Raw genomic sequence first — 19838 nt, forward strand, 5'->3', positions numbered from 1 at the left:
TGCACCCGCAGCGGCTTTGCGCTAAACTTTGTGGCGACTACAATCTTCGCGATTGTACAACCTGCTTTTAGCAGCGTGTTGCCAGCGCACATTTTGTTGTACGCACGATTATTAACACAAGCAAAGGAAAGTCATTTTCTTTTGCTTGAATATTGCTTCAACCACCCGTTTTCAGGAGATGAGACGTTTCCATGGCCCAGCATAATGCCTTTTACGCCCAGTCAGGTGGTGTTACCGCCGTCATCAATGCTAGCGCCTGCGGCGTTATCGAAGCTTGCAGACAGGCACCCGACCAGATTGGCAAGGTATATGCCGGTCATAACGGCATTATCGGTGCCTTAACGGAAGATCTCATCGATGTCACTCAAGAGAGCGATGAATCTATTGCTGCCTTACGCCACACCCCTGGTGGTGCATTTGGCTCGTGCCGTTATAAGTTGAAAGATATTGATACTCATCGTGCTCAATATGAACGCTTAATCGAGGTATTTAAGGCCCACGATATTCGTTACTTCTTCTACAATGGCGGCGGTGATAGCGCAGATACTTGCCTGAAGGTGTCGCAACTGTCTGAAAAACTTGGCTATCCACTGACAGCCATTCATGTTCCGAAAACAGTCGACAACGACCTTCCTATAACCGATAACAGCCCAGGTTTCGGCAGTGTTGCCAAATATATTGCCACTTCCACACTTGAAGCTTCACTGGATATTGCCTCCATGTGCGCCACCTCTACCAAGGTGTTCGTCCTTGAAGTCATGGGCCGTCATGCTGGCTGGATTGCTGCAGCAGGCGGTTTAGCAGGCGAAAGCGAAGGCGAGCCGCCCCACCTGATTATTTTTCCTGAAATCTCATTTGATCGAAAAGCGGTCATGGCACGCGTTGAAGAAAGCGTTCAGAAATACGGCTACTGCGTTATCGTTGTCTCTGAAGGCGCACGTTATGAAGATGGCACTTTCCTTGCCGATGCGGGCAATACAGATGCCTTTGGCCATCGCCAACTTGGTGGCGTCGCCCCTACGCTAGCAGGCATGGTGAAGCAAGATCTTGGTTACAAATACCATTGGGCAGTTGCTGACTATTTACAGCGCGCGGCGCGCCACCTAGCTTCTAAAACCGATGTTGAACAAGCTTATGCGGTGGGCCGCGAGGCGGTAACATTAGCGCTTGCGGGCAAGAACGCCATGATGCCCGCCATACGCCGCATATCACAGGAACCCTATCAGTGGGACGTGATCTCTGCCCCGCTGGCGCAAGTGGCAAATCAAGAAAAATTCATGCCACGGGACTTTATCAGCGAAGACGGTTTCGCGATCATGCCAGCCTGTAGAGCATACCTCTCGCCGCTCATCCAGGGCGAAGATTTTCCTCCATTCGAGAATGGCCTGCCAAAAGTAGCTAAACTAAAGCTCGCAAAAGTGGAACAAAAGTTGCCGAAATTCACGCTGTAAATATTTAGCGCGTAAATAAAAGGTTCATAAAAACAGGGCGATGAATGAATTCATCGCCCTGTTTTTATATAAGACCTTTTATTAGTTGAGCAACGGAGTAGCTAGCGCAATAGCCAGGAAAGCACAAGGAGTAGCAAAAGAATTCCAGCCACCCCCTGCCAAAAACGTCGTGACTCTTGACGAGGTTCCTCTCGGCTCGTCGTTCGACCTAGGGGAATCCGCAACGCATGAAGAAATTCAGAAAGTCTTCTAAAGCGCAACGCACGCTGGGGGTCTAAGGCACGACGTAACGCGTCATCGAGCTCTGGCGATATTTCTGGGTTCGTGGTGCGCGCACTGCGGTAGCTTAGCTCTTCAAGGTCTGTGTGGCTACGCAGTCGATTAGGCGTCAACGTATAGGGCAATGCACCGGTCACTAGCCAATAAACCGTTGATGCTAACGAGTACTGGTCACTACGCCGGCCAACGCTATCACCAAGTGCATACTCAGGTGCGGTATGTTCATTAAAGCCAATTTGTCGCAATAGCTCACCTGAATGGCGATGCCCATCCACTTCTCGCATATGGCAGGCACTGAAATCTGCCAGCACGAGTTTGCCGTGGGGGTCTATCAGCACATTATCAGGCGAAATTTGCTGATGGATGATGTCGCGATGGTGCAACGCTTGAACCGCTTTACCCAGTTGATTGGCGATATCCAGACGTTGCACTAAGCTGGCTTGCGGGTGCCTTTCCGCCCACTGACGTAGGGTTTCACCTTCAACGTATTGCATCAAATAGTAGAGATAACGGCGTGGCCGCGAAGACTCCATCACTTTGACGACGAAGGGTGAATTTACCCGCTCTACCACCCACTGCTGCAGTAAAAAATGTTCTAGATATGCATTGCGCAGAGAAAGCTCTGGACTGGGGGCTTTCATCACCATTTCACGCTCTGAATACACATCACGGACGCGATAAACTCTAGATTGCGCATTACGTGAAAGCACCGACAGCACCTCAAGCCCATCAAGCCGCTCCCCTGGCGCCAGCTCAGGCGGAATAGGCAGATCACCATAAATAAGCCCTGGATGATCTTCAGACGCCTCCGGCAACTCATCAATACGCAGCAGTTGGAAGCAAAATTGATCACCACCATATCCGCGGTCTTGTGCCCGCTGTTTCGCTTCGCTTGCCAAACACTCGCAGGCGGCGTCTAGGTCACTGGCATTTTGGCGGATAAGGCGAACATAATCCGAAGGCATTAAGGTGCCACGCACACCCTGGGTAGTGAAAACGAAAAAATCACCCTGCTTGAGCGGCAGATGGGAATAGTCAATATCGACGCTTCCATCCATGCCCAAGGCGCGTGATGGGTAGCGGTAGCCGCCAACATCGGTGACGTGATCGCGCGTTAGCTGCTCAAATTCAGCGCCTCGCAATCGAAAAACCAACGTATCTCCCATATGAAAAAGGTGCGCCTCTCGCTCGCGAAAAACCATCGCTGATAGCGAAGAAACAAAACTTCCTTCTTTGACATGCTGACTTTGGCTATAGCACCAGCTGTTAAGAGCATGAAGTACACGGGTTGCCGACGTTTTCGTATCCCAGTGATCAGGCGTGGAGTAATAGTCAGCCAAAAAGCCACGAACACTTAAATCACCCGCCTGCTTGGCCATAGTATTACGAGAAATCGAGTCACTAATAACCGCACAGCCCCCTTTTACTTTCAACAGCGGCGCATCAGGCAACCTCACCGACATAGAACTACGGTGTAAACGCCTATTAGGGGCAACAAAGGCTTGGCCATAACTAATTAGTAACTGGGCGTGCGCCAATTCATCCTCCTAGGCTTTAGGCTCAACATAGGAACCACACAGCGGTTATGATACACGCTGAACAATGGAAACGATGCTCGCCAAACGTCGCGAAGATCAAAAACGAAGCTCATTTTGGAACTCAAAGCCTTTATCGGTGGCACACACCTATGTCGCATTGGTAATCCACTGGCCAACTTCGTATAATTCTCGCCATTAATGCAATGCATCAACTGCTTAGCCACTGCACTACACAAGCCAAGCCAAGGAATCAACAATGAACTTCGATAACATCCCCGCTGGAAAGGATTTGCCCAACGATATTTACGTGGCAATTGAAATTCCCGCTAATCACGCACCGATTAAGTATGAAATCGACAAGGACATGGGCGCCCTTTTAGTTGACCGTTTCATGGCAACTCCCATGTTCTATCCGGCCAACTACGGTTTCATTCCTCACACCTTGGCCGATGACGGCGACCCACTGGATGCACTGGTCGTTACTCCCCACCCCGTGGCGCCAGGCTGCATAATTCGCGCTCGCCCTGTTGGCATTTTGAACATGACTGACGAAGCAGGCGAAGATGCAAAATTGGTATGCGTTCCGCATCCCAAGCTAAGCACTCTGTACGATGACATTCAAGAAGTCACCGATCTTCCTGAACTGCTACGCCAGCAAATTGCTCACTTCTTCGAAAACTATAAAGACCTCGAAAAAGGTAAGTGGGTGAAAGTAGAATCTTGGGAAGGTGTGGAAGCCGCACGCAAAGCTATTGAAAAATCAATCGCGGCTTACCAAAAAGCATAACCCAACGGGTTCAGTAATAAAGCCAGACCGATTTTGCTGTTAAAGGCTGCCCTCGTGGCAGCCTTTTCTGTTGTCGGCCGCTTTACTCTAACATCTTGGATTTTTACATTAACTAAGCATGAACATGCGCGTCACGTCACCGCAGCATCTACGCTGATATCAAAAGGTAGGATATGCTATTTCGAATTTCCCCTGATACGTCTACGTAAGGATACTTCGTGTTGTCTCTTAAGCGTTTAAGCCTGTTACTGTTACTCTGCTGGCTTCCCCTAATGGCCCAAGCCCAGTGGTTTTCCTCGGCCAGTAATCAAAGTGAATTTTTACCTGTTCTGGAAGCTTTTCAGCCTACTGCTTGGCATGATGGCAATGTTGTTTATGTTGGTATCGATATTGCTGACGATTATTATTTATACCGCCACCAATTTAGCGTCAGTAGCAAAACAGACGCCGTGTCTTTTGAAGACCCGCTACTTCCACAAGGAACCTTTACAACTGATGAGTTCATGGGCGATGTCTATATTTTTCGTGACACGCTCGTTTTCGAAACTCCATTTTCACCACCCTACAGTGGCCCAATCGATATTGAACTGACGTTCCAGGGCTGCGCCGATGCCGGTCTTTGCTATCCACCAGAAACTATTTCGCTCGAAGCCTCAGAGTCTTCCTCCCCCAACATCTTTGCAAGCTGGCAGAACACTGATGCTCAACAAATCAGCCAAACTGCTGGTTCGAATGACAACAGCGAATTTTCAGCACCACAAAGCGAAGATAGCCGCTTTAGTGCGCTACTCAACAGCGCCAGCCTGCCTCTCGCGTTAGGGTTGTTTTTTATTGCCGGACTAGGCCTTACTTTCACACCTTGCGTGCTACCGATGGTGCCCATTTTGTCTTCCATCATTGTAGGGCAAAAACCAACAAAGCCCCGTGCGTTTGTACTCTCGGCTAGCTATGTTTTGGGCATGGCGTCTACCTACGCATTAGTAGGTGTTTTGATGGGACTGTTTGGTGCGGGCTTGAATCTTCAGGCTCACCTGCAATCAGCACCGGTACTGATTACCTTTGCTGTTCTATTTACGCTATTTGCCTTAGCCATGTTTGGGGGGTTTGATTTACGAATTTCACCACGGCTCGCTTCTAAAATTGATGGCTGGCAAGCGCGTGCACAGCAAAGTGGCCCTACGGGCCTAGCCCTGGCTGGCGCACTCTCGGTATTGGTAGTTTCCCCCTGCGTAACAGCTCCACTTGCTGGCGCATTGGTGTTTATTTCATCGACGGGAAACGCAGCCATGGGCGGAGCCGTTTTGTTTGCACTAGGCTTAGGCATGGGTGTGCCGTTGCTATTAGTAGGCACCTTCGGGGCTACGTTGCTGCCCCGTTCAGGCGCTTGGATGAACGGCGTTAAAATTGCTTTCGGCCTGCTATTGTTAGGTGTTGCCATCTGGATGGTGGAGCGATTAGTGCTGCCTTCAGTGGCGCTGTTGCTCTGGGCAGCACTAGCCATTGGCAGCGCACTCGTACTAGGCGCTTTAAACATGAATCAGCCCCAAGGCTGGCCAAAAGCTCGTCAAACGTTAGGGCTAATGTTGCTTGCGTGGGGCGTTGCCCTAGTCATTGGCGCTGCTCAAGGTGGCAGCAACCCTTTACGACCTTTAACGGTATCCAGTTCATCAGCAAGTAGCAGCACGCCGCAAGCAACACTTGCTTTTCAGAAAGTCGGTGAACTTAGTGCGCTTGAAACAGCACTTACTGAAGCCTCAAACGCCCAACAGCCAGCCTTCGTTACTTTCACGGCTGACTGGTGCATCTCCTGCAAGTTAATGGAACGCGATGTTTTCCCCGACCCCAATGTAGTCGCCGCATTGAACGATTTTCGCCTTATTGAGGTCGATGTCACGAATACGGATGCTAAAAGTAGAGAGCTGTTAAACCGATTCAACTTATTCGGACCGCCAAGTTTACTTTTTTTTAGCCAAGGTGAGGAAGTTCGCGATGCGCGTATTCAAGGTGAGATAACCGCTGCAGAACTGGCACACCATTTGGAAACGCTACGCCGCTGGCAACGAGGCTGACCGAATGCCTTCAGCAATCTTGTGTCGCGAACGTCGTCAAACGGTTGTTTAAATATCGAAGAAAGAGCATATATTGGTCGCCACTGGACATGCCCGTACTTTTTCGGCAAACTTCGCAGCCATATAAGCTAAAATCCTCATTTTTTAGGACTTAGCACCGGGTAACGTTCACCATCGTGCAGCGTTCTCTGCATTTTCAAACAAGGTTTACTGCGCAAGTACGGCGCTCAATGCAGCTGAAAATACTCGACTAAATTGCATTGCGATTAACCTTCATTACTTTTGGGGCGACAGATATGGACATTCGTAAAGTTAAAAAACTTATTGAGCTTCTCGAAGAGTCAAACATTAGCGAAATTGAAATTCAGGAAGGCGAAGAGTCTGTTCGCATCAGCCGCCATCCTAATGGTGCCTCATGGCAGCCACAACCAATGCCCCAGTACGGTCAGCAAGCGCCCTTCCAGCAAGCACCTGCCGCTTCTATCGCACCGGTTGCGGATGCGGAGCAGCAAGGTACAAGCTATCGGGGTGAAGCAATTAACTCGCCAATGGTAGGTACGTTCTACCGCAGCCCAGCGCCAGGCTCAAAATCATTTGTCGAAGTTGGCGATACCGTCAAGCAAGGCGATACCGTATGCATCGTTGAAGCGATGAAAATGATGAACCAAATTGAAGCCGATCGCGACGGCGTGATCGAGGCCATCCTTGTTGAAGATGGAGAGCCGGTGGAATTCGATCAACCTATGATCGTTATCGCTTAATCTTTCAAATCAACACGGGTGGATTCTCCCATGCTGGACAAGGTACTTATTGCAAACCGCGGCGAGATTGCCCTTCGTATTCTTCGAGCTTGCAAAGAGCTGGGGATTAAAACCGTTGCGGTTCACTCCAAAGCTGACCGTGAATTAATGCATGTCCGCTTGGCCGACGAGGCGGTTTGCATTGGCCCTGCCTCCTCAGCCCAGTCCTACTTGAACATTCCTGCATTAATTAGCGCGGCTGAAGTGACGGATTCAAGCGCCATTCATCCTGGCTACGGCTTCCTTTCAGAAAACGCTAACTTTGCAGAGCAGGTTGAGCGCTCTGGTTTTACCTTTATTGGCCCGCGTCCGGACACTATCCGCCTCATGGGTGATAAAGTTAGCGCCATTGAGGCAATGAAGATAGCTGGCGTTCCAACCGTGCCTGGCTCGGATGGTCCGCTTGGTGATGATGAAGATACCAACCTAGCCACTGCGCGCCGCATTGGTTACCCGGTTATTATTAAAGCCGCTGCCGGCGGCGGTGGCCGCGGTATGCGGGTTGTACATACTGAAGGCCATCTCCTTTCGGCCATTAATGTCACCCGCACCGAGGCGCATTCAGCGTTTGGCGATGGCACGGTTTACATGGAAAAATTCCTTGAAAAACCTCGTCACGTTGAAGTGCAGGTATTGGCCGACGGCCAAGGCAACGCTATCCACCTCTATGATCGTGACTGCTCTTTGCAGCGTCGTCACCAGAAGGTTTTGGAAGAAGCTCCAGCCCCCGGCATTGATCCCGAAGCCCGCGCCAGAGTGTTGGAAGCCTGCCGCCAAGCGTGCCTCGAAATCAACTATCGTGGTGCAGGCACCTTTGAGTTTCTTTACGAAGACGGCGATTTCTTTTTTATCGAAATGAATACCCGTGTCCAGGTGGAGCACCCCGTCACCGAAATGGTGACTGGCGTGGATATCGTTAAGGAACAATTGCGTATTGCCTCCGGTTTTCCGCTGTCAATTCGCCAAGAAGACGTAAAAATCAGTGGTCATGCCTTTGAGTGCAGGATCAATGCGGAAGATGCGCGAACGTTTATGCCCTCTCCAGGCAAAGTCACGCTATTCCACGCGCCAGGTGGACTTGGCGTGCGTATGGACTCCCATCTATACACTGGCTACACCGTTCCGCCTCATTACGATTCGCTTATCGGCAAGCTAATCACCTGGGGCGCTGATCGCGAAATTGCCCTAACGCGTATGCGCAATGCCCTAGACGAGCTGCTAGTCGAAGGAATTAAAACCAATATTGATCTGCAGAAAGATTTGGTGAGAGATAGTTATTTCCGCCAAGGCGGCGTCAATATTCATTATCTGGAAAAGAAACTCAGTAGCTAATCTCCGTGTAAGCGCTGAATGAATAGTCGATAATGCCCAACGGGGTGGCCATAGCCGCCCCGTTATTGTTTTACCTTTGCGTGAATACACGTACGCAGCGGAGATTACTTATGCCCTGGCTCCAACTCAAAGCCCACGTTGCTCCAGAACAAGCCGAACTGCTAGAAGATCTCTTGATAGAGGAAGGTGCGACAGCCATTGGCCTTCAAGATGCCCATGATGATCCCGTCTTTGAACCTGAGCGTGGCACCACTCCACTGTGGCAGGACACTATTCTCACTGGCCTCTATGACGACTTAGACGGCGTAGAAGCGATGCTTGAGCGCATTAAAGCGGCGTGGTCTGAGCAAGTGCCCGACGAATCCTGCCCAGCAATTGAGTACGAGCTATTAGCCGATAGAGACTGGGAAAGAGAGTGGATGGATGACTTTACGCCGTTACGAATGGGTCAACGGCTGTGGATTGTGCCTAGCTGGCATGAACCACCAGAAGCAGATGCCGTCAACCTTATCCTTGACCCAGGCCTGGCATTTGGCACGGGCACCCACCCTACCACGGCGCTTTGCCTGGAGTGGCTGGATAGCCTTGCGATTAGCGGCGATTTGGAAAATAAAACCGTCTTGGATGTAGGATGCGGGTCAGGCATTCTTGCCATTGCCGCGTTAAAATTAGGGGCAAGCCACGCAGATGGTACTGATATAGACCCACAGGCGCTTCAAGCGAGCCGTGATAACGCAGCGCGAAATGAAATTACCGAAGCGCAACTATCTCTTTACTATCCCGAACAGTTAACCGGCGGCCACTACCCAGTCGTTACGGCCAATATACTGGCTGGGCCATTAGTAGAATTAGCCGCGATGATTGCAGGCCATGTGGCACCGGGTGGAAAAATAGCGTTATCTGGCATTTTAGCGAATCAAGCAGATGAGGTCTTACAGGCCTATGAAGCACAAGGCTTGTTCATCGAGGAACCCACAATCCGCGAAGGATGGGTTCGTTTAACAGGTTATCGCGCTGCTTAATCTAGTCAACGGCCTTCACCCTACCGACGAGTAGGCGTATCATACGCCCCCTTGAAACGCCTACTCGGCGATTTTTATCTGTACCAACAGCGCAGCATATGACCACACAAAATTTTCAGCCACCCATGATTGGGTCTCACCAGTTACCCAACCAAGTTATCTTGGCGCCGATGGCTGGCGTTACCGACCGCCCGTTTCGCCAACTCTGTAGGCGCTTGGGAGCTGGGTGGGTGGTCGGCGAAATGGTGACAGCCGATCCTTCTCTTTGGCATACCCGAAAGTCCAAGCTTCGCATGGATCACCAAGGAGAACCCAACCCACGAGTTGTGCAAATTGCCGGGGGTGACGCTGAAATGCTCGCGAACGCAGCGCGCCTTAATGCTGAACTTGGCGCCCAAGTCATTGATATCAATATGGGGTGCCCTGCAAAAAAGGTCTGCAACAAGGCTGCCGGCTCTGCCCTAATGCGTGATGAAGCATTGGTGGCTGATATTCTTGAGGCTGTCGTCAATGCCGTTGACATACCGGTTACTTTAAAAATTCGTACTGGCTGGTCTGCTGAGGCTAACAATGGCCTGCGCATTGCTAAACTCGCAGAATCGGCAGGCATTCAAGCCTTAGCCGTACATGGACGTCATCGAGAGCAGCGCTATACTGGATGGGCTGAGTACGACACTATCGCAGAGATAAAATCGCACTTGACGATACCGGTTATCGCCAACGGGGATATTATCAGCCCCCAAAAAGCCAAACAGGTACTGTCATATACAGGGGCTGATGCAGTAATGATTGGCCGTGGTGCGCAAGGCAATCCATGGATATTTGAGCAGATCACACATTATCTTGCTTACGGGGAACTGCTAACGCCCCCCACTCTTGATGAGCGCCGTAGCGTTCTCCAAGAGCATTTAAAAGCCCTGCATACATTTTATGGCGATACGATGGGTGTTCGCATAGCGCGCAAACACCTAGGCTGGTACTTAAATGAGGATCCGCGCTTTAACGAGAACCAATACCATCTGCTGAAGCAGCAATTTAATGCGCTTGCCACACCAGAATCACAATTCGATTGGATTAATGATGCCATGACGCAGGACGCTGTAGGGCGTCTGCTAGCTAAAGGAAGCCATGCTGCATGACCGAACGCGACCTGCTTTCGAACGAGCTCTCTCACCGCCTTTCAGGCACTCTGGCGGACCCGACTACGAGCGTGCCACCTCAACCACTCAGGGAAGCGGTTGAAACAGCAATACGTCGTTATTTCGAGCATCTCGATGGCAGCCAGGCAACCGACCTTTACGCGATGGTGATGGCCGAAGTAGAAGCGCCGTTACTAAGCTGCGTAATGGAGCACACCGATGGTAACCAAACCCGGGCTGCCGACGTATTAGGCTTGAACCGTGGCACATTGCGTAAAAAACTTAAGCTTTATGGATTGATTGAAGGTGACGCCCCATAAGGGGCGTTGTTGTTTATAATTTTCGACGTTAATTCCTTGACTCTGCATACGAGCACTCTAATGGCTGATAGCACTGCTACCCCCGTCCGTCGCGCCCTTTTGAGCGTATCCGATAAAACCGGCATTGTTGAATTCGCCCGTGGTTTAAGCGAGCACGGCGTAGAACTTCTTTCGACTGGTGGAACTTTTCGACTACTTCAGGAAAATGCCATTCCCGTCAAAGAAGTCTCCGAGCACACAGGGTTTCCCGAAATCATGGATGGTCGTGTGAAAACACTGCACCCCAAAATCCATGGCGGAATACTAGCGCGCCGTGGTCAAGATGATGCCGTAATGGCAGAGAATGACATCACCCCTATCGATATGGTGGTCGTTAATCTTTATCCATTTGCCGCTACTATTGCCAACCCAGACTGCACACTCGAAGATGCCATCGAAAATATCGATATTGGTGGACCAACGATGGTACGTGCATGCGCGAAAAACCATGCTTATACCACCATCGTGGTAAATGCAGATGACTATGCTCGGGTACTGGGGGAGCTTGCTGCCCAAGATGGTCTGGTGAGTGCAACCACCCGCTTTGATCTTGCCGTGAAAGCGTTTGAACACACTGCTGGTTATGACGGTGCCATTGCCGATTACCTTGGCCGAAAGGTCACTAGCGACAGCTCAACGTTTGCCCGCACCTTTAATCTGCAACTAGATAAAAAGCAGGACATGCGTTATGGCGAAAATCCGCATCAGCAAGCAGCGTTTTATGTAGATCCGCTAGCAAGCGAGCCAAGTGTTGCCACCGCAAAAACCCTGCAAGGCAAACCACTGTCTTTCAATAATGTGGCTGATACAGATGCAGCGTTTGAGTGCGTTAAAGCGTTTGAAGAAACGGCTTGCGTGATCGTAAAACACGCTAATCCTTGCGGTGTGGCAATAGGCGCTACCGCACTTGAGGCTTACGACAAAGCCTTTGCTACTGACCCGACCAGTGCTTTTGGCGGCATTATTGCGTTTAACGTAGCATTAGATGCTGAAACTGCTCGGGCAATTATCGATCGCCAGTTTGTTGAAGTTATTATCGCTCCGGGTGTTAGTAATGAAGCAGCTGCCATCGTGGCAGAAAAGCAGAATGTTCGCTTACTTGATGTTAGTGCACACTGGCCTGGCGAAGCACAGCCAGCGTTTGACTTCAAACGTGTTAACGGCGGGCTTTTGGTACAAGAACGCGATCAAGGCATGGTAACTCGCGAAGCGCTGACCGTCGTTAGCGAACGTACACCGTCAGAACAAGAACTTCGCGACTTGGGCTTTGCTTGGCGAGTTGCTAAATTCGTCAAGTCGAACGCGATTGTGTATGCCAAAGAAGGACAAACAATTGGTGTAGGTGCAGGCCAAATGAGCCGCGTTTACTCAGCGAAAATTGCAGGTATTAAAGCGGCTGATGAAGGTTTTTCGGTACCTGGCTCAGTGATGGCATCAGATGCATTCTTCCCGTTCCGCGATGGCATTGATGCTGCTGCAGCCGCAGGCATTACCGCTGTTATTCAGCCTGGCGGTTCCATGCGTGACCAAGAAGTGATTGATGCTGCTAACGAAGCGGGCATTGCTATGGTGTTTACTGGCATGCGCCATTTCCGCCATTAATCGTATCACCAGCCGAAAATGACGCAATAACTGCAAAACTGGGTAGTGATATAAATTTTACTGGGTAGTGGTATAAATTTTTTAGCTATATAAACGGAGTCGCTACATCAACAGGCCCCCACCGGAGAAATCCAGTGGGGGCCTGCTTGTTAGTCATACTGTTTATAAAAGCTCAGTTTATAAAAGCTCAGTTTATAAAAGTTCGGTTTATAGAAATTCAGTTTCTAAAAAATCCTGATTCTAGAACGTAGATTTTGCCTGGGTTTAACCCAAATCAATACACAGATATTTTGTCTCAAGGTACTCTTCTAAACCTTGATGCCCGCCTTCTCGCCCAAGCCCAGACGCTTTTACGCCACCAAAAGGCGCGGCGGCATTAGAAATAATGCCTGTATTAATCCCCACCATGCCGTACTCAAGTGCATCAGCGACACGCCAAACGCGACCCAGGTCTCGTGAATAGAAGTAAGAAGCTAAGCCATACTCTGTATCGTTAGCCATTTCGATAGCAGTTTCTTCTTCATCAAAGGGGAATACCGCTGCCAAGGGGCCAAACGTTTCTTCATGAGCTACTTTCATTTTATCCGTTGCGAAGCTAATCAACGTGGGAGTAAAGAAGTTACCGCCCAACGGATGCGGATGGCCGCCTAACAACAGCTCAGCCCCATTATCTACCGCATCTTGCACATGCTCGCTCACCTTTTTGACCGCATCCCCGTCAATCAACGGCCCAATGTTAATGTTGGGCTCAGTGCCATTCCCTACATGCAGTTCACTGTGCATGGCAACCGCCAATTTTTCACAGAAAGCATTAATAACACTGGACTGAACCAAGAATCGATTAGTGCAGACACATGTCTGGCCCGCATTACGAAACTTAGCTGCCATGGCACCTTCTACGGCGGCATCAAGGTCTGCATCTTCAAAAACGATAAAGGGCGCATTACCCCCCAGTTCAAGAGATATCTTTTGTATATGCTCAGCTGCCTGAGCCATGAGCTTGCGTCCAACTTCCGTAGAGCCCGTAAACGTAATTTTACGCACTTTTGGAGACTGAGTAAGCGCCTTGGCAATATCAGCTGCACTGCCAGGCACTACATTGAAGACCCCACGGGGGATGCCTGCTCTCTCTGCCAACATAGCAAGCGCCGTTGCAGAAAATGGCGTTTGGCTCGCAGGTTTAACAACAATCGTACAGCCTGCCGCTAATGCCGCTCCTGCTTTACGGGTGATCATAGCAGCGGGGAAATTCCAAGGCGTAATAGCGCCCACAACACCAACAGGCTGCTTTGTCACCACAATACGTTGGTTCGGTTTGGCGGCAGGAATCGTCTCGCCGTAGACACGGCGTGCCTCTTCTGCAAACCAACGTAGAAAACTAGCGGCATAGACGATTTCACCCTCAGCCTCTTTAACCGGCTTACCCTGCTCGTAAGTCATAAGCAAGGCAAGATCATGTTTGTGCTCGAGCATGAGATCATGCCACTTCAACAGCAGATCAGCTCGCTCTTGAGCGGTAAGAGCACGCCAAGCGGGTAATGCAGCATCGGCCGCATCAATAGCGCGCTCAGTCTCGACTTTGCCTAGTCGAGGCATGTCCCCAACGGGCTCACCCGTCGCAGGGTTTAAAACATTAATTTGCTCACCGCTATCGGCGGCTACCCAGCTACCATCGATGTAAGCAAACGGGCAATACAGCTGTGTTTCTTTCAGCGCTTCCATGACAAACTCCTGACCAAATAGTGGTCTCACGGGCTCATTGACCTGTTCATGCTAAGACGAAACCGCGCATTTAACCAAATCTTTAAAATGAAACCTGCCGAAAGCGCTTCGTTACATATCAATTGATAAGCATTAGGAACTCTTGACGAGTTGCCTGATTACTGCGAAATCCGCCCAACATCACCGAAGACGTCATGCTTGAATTTTGCTTTTCAACACCGCGCATCATCATACACAGGTGACGTGCCTCAATGACGACAGCGACGCCTCTTGATTGCGTAACTTCCTGCACAGCTTCGGCAATTTCACGTGTTAAGTTCTCTTGAATTTGCATACGTCTCGCATACATATCAACAATCCGCGCAAACTTCGACAACCCTAGTACTTTACCATTAGGAAGATAGGCGATATGGCATTTACCAATGAACGGCAGCAGATGGTGCTCGCACATTGAGTAAAGCTCTATATCTTTTATAAGCACCATTTCATCTGTTTGTGACTCAAATACCGCACCATTAACTATCTCTTCAAGTGACTGCCGATAACCAGCATTCAGGAACTGCATTGCTTTTGCGGCTCTTTTAGGTGTATCACGCAGCCCCTCCCGATCAGGATCTTCGCCAATTGCCGAGATAATATGGCGATAGTGTTGAGCAATGTCGTCGGTCATTTGAAGCCTCGTCAAAACTGTACGTACTGCGATTAAGTAAACGCCTGAAATTTAAGAACGTTTTGTCAACAGCAAAATATTGATACTCGTCAATAGCTGGAATTACGAACCAACCATGTACAAAAAATATACTCGAAACAACTTTTGCACAATAAAAAATCGTGGATTACTACTATTTTAACGCACCTACCTCTGCTGTGGCAGAGTGCCGCGCACCCCCCTTTGAGACTATTTAAGCTGTGCTATTATAGAGCGAATACTTAGCTTAATTCGTCGCGCTCATCTGAGAGTTCCTTATGCCATTCAAACCTGTATCGTTTTTCTTAACCGCCCTAATCGGAACTGCGTTGGCAACACCCTTGTTAGCCGCCGAACAAGCATTAACGCTTCCCAAGGGAGCCAGCGTCGGTGTCGAGGTCATCGAAAAGCTTGCTTTTACTGGCAGCCAAGCACGTCATGAAGGCATCCTGCTTCATCCTACTCAAACTGACAGCGCCTCCCATGAGCTACCTGAATATTGTGTCTTAGTTGCTAACGCGCAACTTACCAACGGTCGTATACGCATCACGACTCAAGACGCGACCTGCATTGAGACACACGATACAGAAAGCGCCATTTTTACCGGCGAATTTAGTGCAGGCGCATATGCAACAGATGGTCAGTACGGCCTTGCCTGCGATGAGTCGAATTGCAGCTTATCGCCAGGTCAAGCATTCGTAGTTACCCTGGATAAAAATGTCGACATTAACGCTCAAGACAACCCTTCAGCAGAAATTAATGCTGCTCGACGACAAGCTGATGGGGACGGCGTTGCCAACCCAATTCCATCAGATCGGCCTGACCCCGATGAGAGTGCTGAAAACCCACGCTCCATCAATCAACCAGAATAAAGCCAGTTATTAATTGACTACGGGGCCAAAAATTGGCTTGTACAAGTAGTCACGCTAGCCAAATAGGTTTTCCAAGCTGTAACAATTGCTGCTCAAGCTGGCGGATGTGCTGATCCCAATAACCGCTTTCCGCCAGCCATGGAAACGCACGCGGAAAGGCGGGATCATCCCAGCGAGAGACAAGCCATGCCGTGTATCGAATAAGACGATAAGCACGCAATGGTTCGATTAACGAAAGCTGATCGTGGGGAAATGCTTTCGCCTCTTCATATCCTTCCATAATTTCAATTAGCTGTGCTTGACAACTTGATGGGTCATCAGCGGGTAATAGCATCCATATATCTTGAATAGCGGGCGCCATAAGGCAATCGTCAAAGTCCACCAAGGTAAATGATTCATCTCTTCCCAACACATTACCTAAATGACAATCCCCATGCGTTCGAATCATTTGGTCGCGCGTGATGGGATGTTTCTCGAGATGGCAAAGAATTTTCTGCACAACATTGTGATAAGCACGTTGCTGATGCTTGCTTAGCCTCTTACTCTCGATTACACGTGTCTCTGCATCATGAATATCGTGCTGCCACTCTAATGTTGGTCGGTACTGAAACGCCTGCCGAGATGACACTGCGTGCAACTGACCTAACACACTACCTAACGCAAATAGATGTGAGGGATTGTCTAATTCAGGCGCTTGTCCACTGCACTGCGGGAAAATCGTGAACCGAAATTGCTGGTACGTATGCAGCGATTTGCCATGCTGATTTCGCCAGGGGGCTGCTACGGGCACACCCGCGGCAGCCAGCTCTTGAAGAAAATCGTGCTCTTCCTGAATAACCTCATCAGACCAACGCCCAGGGCGATAAAACTTCACCACCCAGCGCTTACCGTCATCGTCGCGAAACATCAGCACTCTATTTTCATAGCTATTAAGTGCAAACGGCTCGCCAGCCGGCCAAATCCCTACAGACTCCGCAGCAGACATCACTGCGTCCGGAGAGAGCGTGCTAAACGGGTGTGACATATAGCGCTCCTGTGCAGTTAAACTTTAATTCTATCAATTATGCACCAGGGGTGTTCGAGCAACTGTCCAAACATCGACACGTTTAGCACCCGCACTGAGCGCTTCTTCAGCGAGCGCTTGGCACGTCGCTCCAGTAGTAACAACATCATCAATAATCGTAAGGTGAGATGGGAGTGGCCCCTTATCAATACAAAAGGCGCCGACTAGGTTTTTCGCCCGCTCTTTTCTATTTAACGTACGCTGAGAAGGCAGTCGCTTGATGCATTCTGCCCTGATAACAGGCAATTTGACCCGTTTGCCTAGCTGCTCAGCCAGCCACTGAGACTGATTAAAACCACGCTGACGAGCCCGGGCAATGTGCATAGGCACAGGCAAAAGACCCTCTCCTAGAAAACTGGGGGCTTTAGCCATCATCAGCTCTACCAACAACATACCCGCACGGGGTGATGCATTAAATTTGAAATCATGAATGAGTTCTCGTATGGGTCCATCAAATAAAAGCTCCGCCGTCGCGGCGGTAAACGCTGGCGGCTGCTCCTGGCAGTGGCCACAAACTCGCTGAGAGGGATCTGTGTCCGCATTGAATGCCACGCTCACGCTATCCAGAGGCTCTTTACACTGCCAACACCCATTGTTGTTCCACGGCAACTGATCAAAACATTCCTGGCACCAACCGCTACTAGTCTGTCTGGAAGAAAGGCAAAACCCGCAATAGCCTGGCAGCGCCTTTTTGACCCAGGTACTTGAAGAATGTATTAACCTCGTCAGAATCATGCCTTCTCCAGACTGGCTTATTAATAATTTTAATGGCACGGCGTTGACATCCATACGAATGCTGTTAATATACGCCACGTCTTCAGCGGATGTGGTGGAATTGGTAGACACGCTAGATTTAGGTTCTAGTGCCGTAAGGTGTGGGAGTTCGAGTCTCCCCATCCGCACCAATTTAAAGGTGTTAGCCTTCAAGAAATTCGGTAGCTTAATGCTAACCGAATTTTTTTGTTTTTATCTTCCCATTTTATCTCTAACTAGCTGACTTCATCTTATTTTTGGGCTACGTTAGCGGCTACCAATTTTGTCGCGACGGTTTGAAAGATACGTTGACGTTATTACTTGATTGGCGCATCGCATTGCTCTCAGCTAACCCCCTTCCAGGAATTCTACGATGAAACCAGCGCTCGCTGTCGCTTGTCTTGGCGTATTTTGTGCATTGTCACCTCACGTTTTTGCAGTTGAGGAAGATAGCGACTTACCCGAGTGGGCTGAAGCACGTGTTGAGCCATTTCGAGCACGTATTGGCAATTGGGTAGACAGCACATCAAGAAATATTGACTCTTTTTTTGGTGGCGACCAATCATCTTCTGCCGATAACAGATCTTATCTTCGCCTAGGCCAAGAAATTGACTGGATGGAAGGTGAAGGGACAAAAGGCGATATTAGCGTGCGCTATCGTATTGATCTTCCTACCACAGAAGACCGCCTTCGCCTGATAATAGAGAGTGACCCAGAAGAATCACAAGGCACGCTAGCTGAACAGGGTTCTGGGCGACTCTACAATGACCAACGCGATCGTCGAACGTCAACGTTCGGTCTTGATTGGTTAGAAAGCAGAGACAAACGTGAGAATTGGAGTAATCGCTTTGGCGCTGGCGTTCGTCTACGCCTCCCTCTTGACCCTTACGTACGCTTTACCAGCGAGCGCCTGTGGGATTTCAAGGATAGTCTTTGGCAGCTAGAATCATTCAATCGACTTTCCTGGTTTAACAATGCAGGTTATTCAGCGCGCACCGAGTGGGATTTTGGCCGACCACTATCCACCAATCGCCACCTGAGATTTATTACCAATGTGCAGTGGCGTGAGGAGGAAGATACGCTTGAATACAGTGAAGTAGTGCAGTTAAACCAACGCCTGAACCGCCGCAGCGCGCTACGCTACTCAGCTATTGCTATTGGTGAAAGCCTGTCTAACCCGCGAATGACAAACTACTACTTGCAAACCCGCTACCGCAGGGACATCCACAAGGGAATACTGTTTGCAGATGTCATTCCAGAGCTACGCTTTCAGCGCGAGGTTAGCTACGACCCACGCTGGGCGATGACGTTGCGAGTAGAAATGTACTTCCAACGCGAGCTTCAGCGAGATTACTTTCACTTCTAGCGAATAGCTGACGAATAGCTGCTTGCGTTTGTCACATTAATGAGCATCAGCAGCGTCGCCAACGGCCATTAACTGATAGCAACCGCTAGCAATAACGATCAGTGGTTAAATCCGTAGTCCACCGTCACACTCGATAATGCGCGCGGTAAAGTAATCGTTTTCAAAAATGAAGGCGACGCTTTTCGCGATGTCATCAGGGTTACCCAACCGTTTAAGAGGAACACTGGAAGCGATTCTCTCGAGCATATCCGGGCGCATGGAGGCAGTCATTTCAGTCTCAATAAACCCTGGCGCTACAGTTCCAGTACGAATACCGTATCGGGCAAGTTCTTTGCCCCAAGTAACCGTCAACGCATGCACACCAGCTTTAGCAGCTGCATAATTGCTCTGCCCCATATTACCCGCACGGGAAATACTTGAAATATTGACAATAACACCTTGATGACCAGCTTCGATCATTTGCGTTGCTGCTTCTCGTCCGCAAAGAAATACGCCTGTTAAATTAACATCAAGCACTTTCTGCCAAGCAGACAGCGACATGCGCTTTTCAACCACACCTTCTTTAGCTTTAATGAGAAGACCGTCGTCAGTGATACCTGCATTATTAATACAACCGCCCACGGGACCCATGCGGTTCGCAATGTCAGCAAATGCCTGCTGCACCGACTGCTCATCTGCCACATTGGTCACAAAAGCGTTCGCTTGAACATCTTGAGCCGCTAACGCTGATACAGCATCATCCAATGCTTCTGCACTCATATCCAAAAGCGCCAGCCGAGCGCCTTGCTTGCCTAAACGCTCTGCCATGGCAAAACCAAGGCCTCGGGCACCACCAGTAATCGCAATCACTTTATTTGTCAGGTTCATTTGTTTCTCCTTAGGCCGATACTTAGTAAATTGCTTGCTAAGCATTGCCAACATCGGCTTATGAAATGCCACTATTGTGCATTGCAGCATAGAAGTTATTTAGCGAAATATCGAGCGTTAGAATGCACA

At 49.6% G+C, this 19838-nt stretch carries 17 protein-coding genes and 1 tRNA gene; 12 read left to right on the plus strand and 6 right to left on the minus strand.

From position 1 onward, the window contains the following. The first annotated feature begins 191 nt into the window (after nt 1–191). Nucleotides 192–1451 carry a 6-phosphofructokinase gene (locus ELY33_RS15790; RefSeq protein WP_126948860.1) on the plus strand — a complete coding sequence of 420 codons (1260 nt, stop codon included), beginning with the start codon at nt 192–194 and terminating at the stop codon, nt 1449–1451. Between the two features lie 101 nt (nt 1452–1552). Here the strand turns inward: ELY33_RS15790 and ELY33_RS15795 are convergent, their stop codons facing one another. After that, on the minus strand, nt 1553–3268 hold the full coding sequence (locus tag ELY33_RS15795; RefSeq protein WP_126948861.1) for a bifunctional protein-serine/threonine kinase/phosphatase: 1716 nt from the start codon (nt 3266–3268) through the stop codon (nt 1553–1555). Between the two features lie 256 nt (nt 3269–3524). Between ELY33_RS15795 and ppa the strand changes: the two genes are divergently transcribed. The 8 genes from ppa to purH all read left to right on the plus strand — a co-directional run bounded on the left by ppa (nt 3525) and on the right by purH (nt 12378). After that, a complete protein-coding gene (gene ppa, locus ELY33_RS15800) occupies nt 3525–4055 on the plus strand; it encodes an inorganic diphosphatase (RefSeq protein ID WP_126948862.1) in 531 nt (176 codons plus the stop codon). A 218-nt stretch (nt 4056–4273) separates the two neighbouring features. Further along, on the plus strand, nt 4274–6124 hold the full coding sequence (gene dsbD / locus ELY33_RS15805; RefSeq protein ID WP_126948863.1) for a protein-disulfide reductase DsbD: 1851 nt from the start codon (nt 4274–4276) through the stop codon (nt 6122–6124). A 296-nt stretch (nt 6125–6420) separates the two neighbouring features. Further along, nucleotides 6421–6885: an acetyl-CoA carboxylase biotin carboxyl carrier protein gene (gene accB, locus ELY33_RS15810; RefSeq protein ID WP_126948864.1), complete on the plus strand. Its 465-nt coding sequence runs from the start codon at nt 6421–6423 to the stop codon at nt 6883–6885. Between the two features lie 30 nt (nt 6886–6915). Next, complete coding sequence (accC, locus tag ELY33_RS15815) at nt 6916–8256, plus strand: acetyl-CoA carboxylase biotin carboxylase subunit (RefSeq protein WP_126948865.1); 1341 nt, start codon at nt 6916–6918, stop codon at nt 8254–8256. Between the two features lie 110 nt (nt 8257–8366). Next, nucleotides 8367–9278, plus strand: a complete 912-nt coding sequence (gene prmA / locus ELY33_RS15820; protein WP_126948866.1) for a 50S ribosomal protein L11 methyltransferase — start codon at nt 8367–8369, stop codon at nt 9276–9278. Between the two features lie 98 nt (nt 9279–9376). Beyond that, nucleotides 9377–10417 (plus strand): tRNA dihydrouridine synthase DusB, encoded by a 1041-nt coding sequence (gene dusB, locus ELY33_RS15825; RefSeq protein ID WP_126948867.1) that lies wholly within the window; start codon nt 9377–9379, stop codon nt 10415–10417. After that, nucleotides 10414–10737, plus strand: coding sequence for a DNA-binding transcriptional regulator Fis (fis, locus tag ELY33_RS15830; RefSeq protein ID WP_126948868.1), 324 nt, complete (start codon nt 10414–10416; stop codon nt 10735–10737). The genes dusB and fis overlap by 4 nt, the downstream gene beginning before the upstream one ends. A 60-nt stretch (nt 10738–10797) precedes the next feature. Continuing rightward, nucleotides 10798–12378, plus strand: a complete 1581-nt coding sequence (gene purH / locus ELY33_RS15835) for a bifunctional phosphoribosylaminoimidazolecarboxamide formyltransferase/IMP cyclohydrolase (RefSeq protein ID WP_126948869.1) — start codon at nt 10798–10800, stop codon at nt 12376–12378. Nucleotides 12379–12642: 264 nt separating this feature from the next. Here the strand turns inward: purH and ELY33_RS15840 are convergent, their stop codons facing one another. Next, nucleotides 12643–14100: an NAD-dependent succinate-semialdehyde dehydrogenase gene (locus ELY33_RS15840; RefSeq protein ID WP_126948870.1), complete on the minus strand. Its 1458-nt coding sequence runs from the start codon at nt 14098–14100 to the stop codon at nt 12643–12645. Between the two features lie 118 nt (nt 14101–14218). Continuing rightward, a complete protein-coding gene (gene folE, locus ELY33_RS15845) occupies nt 14219–14770 on the minus strand; it encodes a GTP cyclohydrolase I FolE (protein ID WP_126948871.1) in 552 nt (183 codons plus the stop codon). A 296-nt stretch (nt 14771–15066) separates the two neighbouring features. Between folE and ELY33_RS15850 the strand changes: the two genes are divergently transcribed. Then, nucleotides 15067–15660 (plus strand): hypothetical protein, encoded by a 594-nt coding sequence (locus ELY33_RS15850; RefSeq protein ID WP_126948872.1) that lies wholly within the window; start codon nt 15067–15069, stop codon nt 15658–15660. A gap of 49 nt (nt 15661–15709) precedes the next feature. Here ELY33_RS15850 and ELY33_RS15855 read toward each other — a convergent pair whose 3' ends face one another. Together ELY33_RS15855 and ELY33_RS15860 are read right to left on the minus strand one after the other, a co-directional pair. Next, nucleotides 15710–16684: a serine/threonine protein kinase gene (locus ELY33_RS15855; RefSeq protein WP_126948873.1), complete on the minus strand. Its 975-nt coding sequence runs from the start codon at nt 16682–16684 to the stop codon at nt 15710–15712. Between the two features lie 33 nt (nt 16685–16717). Next, entirely contained in the window at nt 16718–17281 is a 564-nt protein-coding gene (locus tag ELY33_RS15860; RefSeq protein WP_244208630.1) for a ComF family protein, read from the minus strand. Between the two features lie 262 nt (nt 17282–17543). On the opposite strand from ELY33_RS15860, the gene ELY33_RS15865 reads away from it, so the two are divergent. Beyond that, nucleotides 17544–17628, plus strand: a tRNA-Leu gene (locus tag ELY33_RS15865). A 221-nt stretch (nt 17629–17849) separates the two neighbouring features. Next, nucleotides 17850–18842, plus strand: coding sequence for a hypothetical protein (locus ELY33_RS15870; RefSeq protein ID WP_126948874.1), 993 nt, complete (start codon nt 17850–17852; stop codon nt 18840–18842). 105 nt (nt 18843–18947) lie between these two features. On the opposite strand, the gene ELY33_RS15875 is transcribed toward ELY33_RS15870, so the two are convergent. After that, nucleotides 18948–19709 (minus strand): SDR family oxidoreductase, encoded by a 762-nt coding sequence (locus tag ELY33_RS15875; RefSeq protein ID WP_126948875.1) that lies wholly within the window; start codon nt 19707–19709, stop codon nt 18948–18950. Between the last annotated feature and the right edge of the window lie 129 nt (nt 19710–19838).

Source organism: Vreelandella andesensis, assembly GCF_003989795.1.
In the GTDB taxonomy this organism is placed as follows: Bacteria; Pseudomonadota; Gammaproteobacteria; order Pseudomonadales; family Halomonadaceae; genus Vreelandella; species Vreelandella andesensis.

Excerpts from the sequence above, each read along its gene's own strand:
- dusB (WP_126948867.1), top strand. The coding sequence starts at position 9,377 with ATGACCACACAAAATTTTCAGCCACCCATGATTGGGTCTCACCAGTTA.
- ELY33_RS15840 (WP_126948870.1), bottom strand. The coding sequence starts at position 14,100 with ATGGAAGCGCTGAAAGAAACACAGCTGTATTGCCCGTTTGCTTACATC.
- purH (WP_126948869.1), top strand. The coding sequence starts at position 10,798 with ATGGCTGATAGCACTGCTACCCCCGTCCGTCGCGCCCTTTTGAGCGTA.
- ELY33_RS15870 (WP_126948874.1), top strand. The coding sequence starts at position 17,850 with ATGAAACCAGCGCTCGCTGTCGCTTGTCTTGGCGTATTTTGTGCATTG.
- ELY33_RS15850 (WP_126948872.1), top strand. The coding sequence starts at position 15,067 with ATGCCATTCAAACCTGTATCGTTTTTCTTAACCGCCCTAATCGGAACT.
- folE (WP_126948871.1), bottom strand. The coding sequence starts at position 14,770 with ATGACCGACGACATTGCTCAACACTATCGCCATATTATCTCGGCAATT.
- prmA (WP_126948866.1), top strand. The coding sequence starts at position 8,367 with ATGCCCTGGCTCCAACTCAAAGCCCACGTTGCTCCAGAACAAGCCGAA.
- ppa (WP_126948862.1), top strand. The coding sequence starts at position 3,525 with ATGAACTTCGATAACATCCCCGCTGGAAAGGATTTGCCCAACGATATT.
- accB (WP_126948864.1), top strand. The coding sequence starts at position 6,421 with ATGGACATTCGTAAAGTTAAAAAACTTATTGAGCTTCTCGAAGAGTCA.
- ELY33_RS15790 (WP_126948860.1), top strand. The coding sequence starts at position 192 with ATGGCCCAGCATAATGCCTTTTACGCCCAGTCAGGTGGTGTTACCGCC.
- accC (WP_126948865.1), top strand. The coding sequence starts at position 6,916 with ATGCTGGACAAGGTACTTATTGCAAACCGCGGCGAGATTGCCCTTCGT.
- ELY33_RS15855 (WP_126948873.1), bottom strand. The coding sequence starts at position 16,684 with ATGTCACACCCGTTTAGCACGCTCTCTCCGGACGCAGTGATGTCTGCT.
- fis (WP_126948868.1), top strand. The coding sequence starts at position 10,414 with ATGACCGAACGCGACCTGCTTTCGAACGAGCTCTCTCACCGCCTTTCA.
- ELY33_RS15875 (WP_126948875.1), bottom strand. The coding sequence starts at position 19,709 with ATGAACCTGACAAATAAAGTGATTGCGATTACTGGTGGTGCCCGAGGC.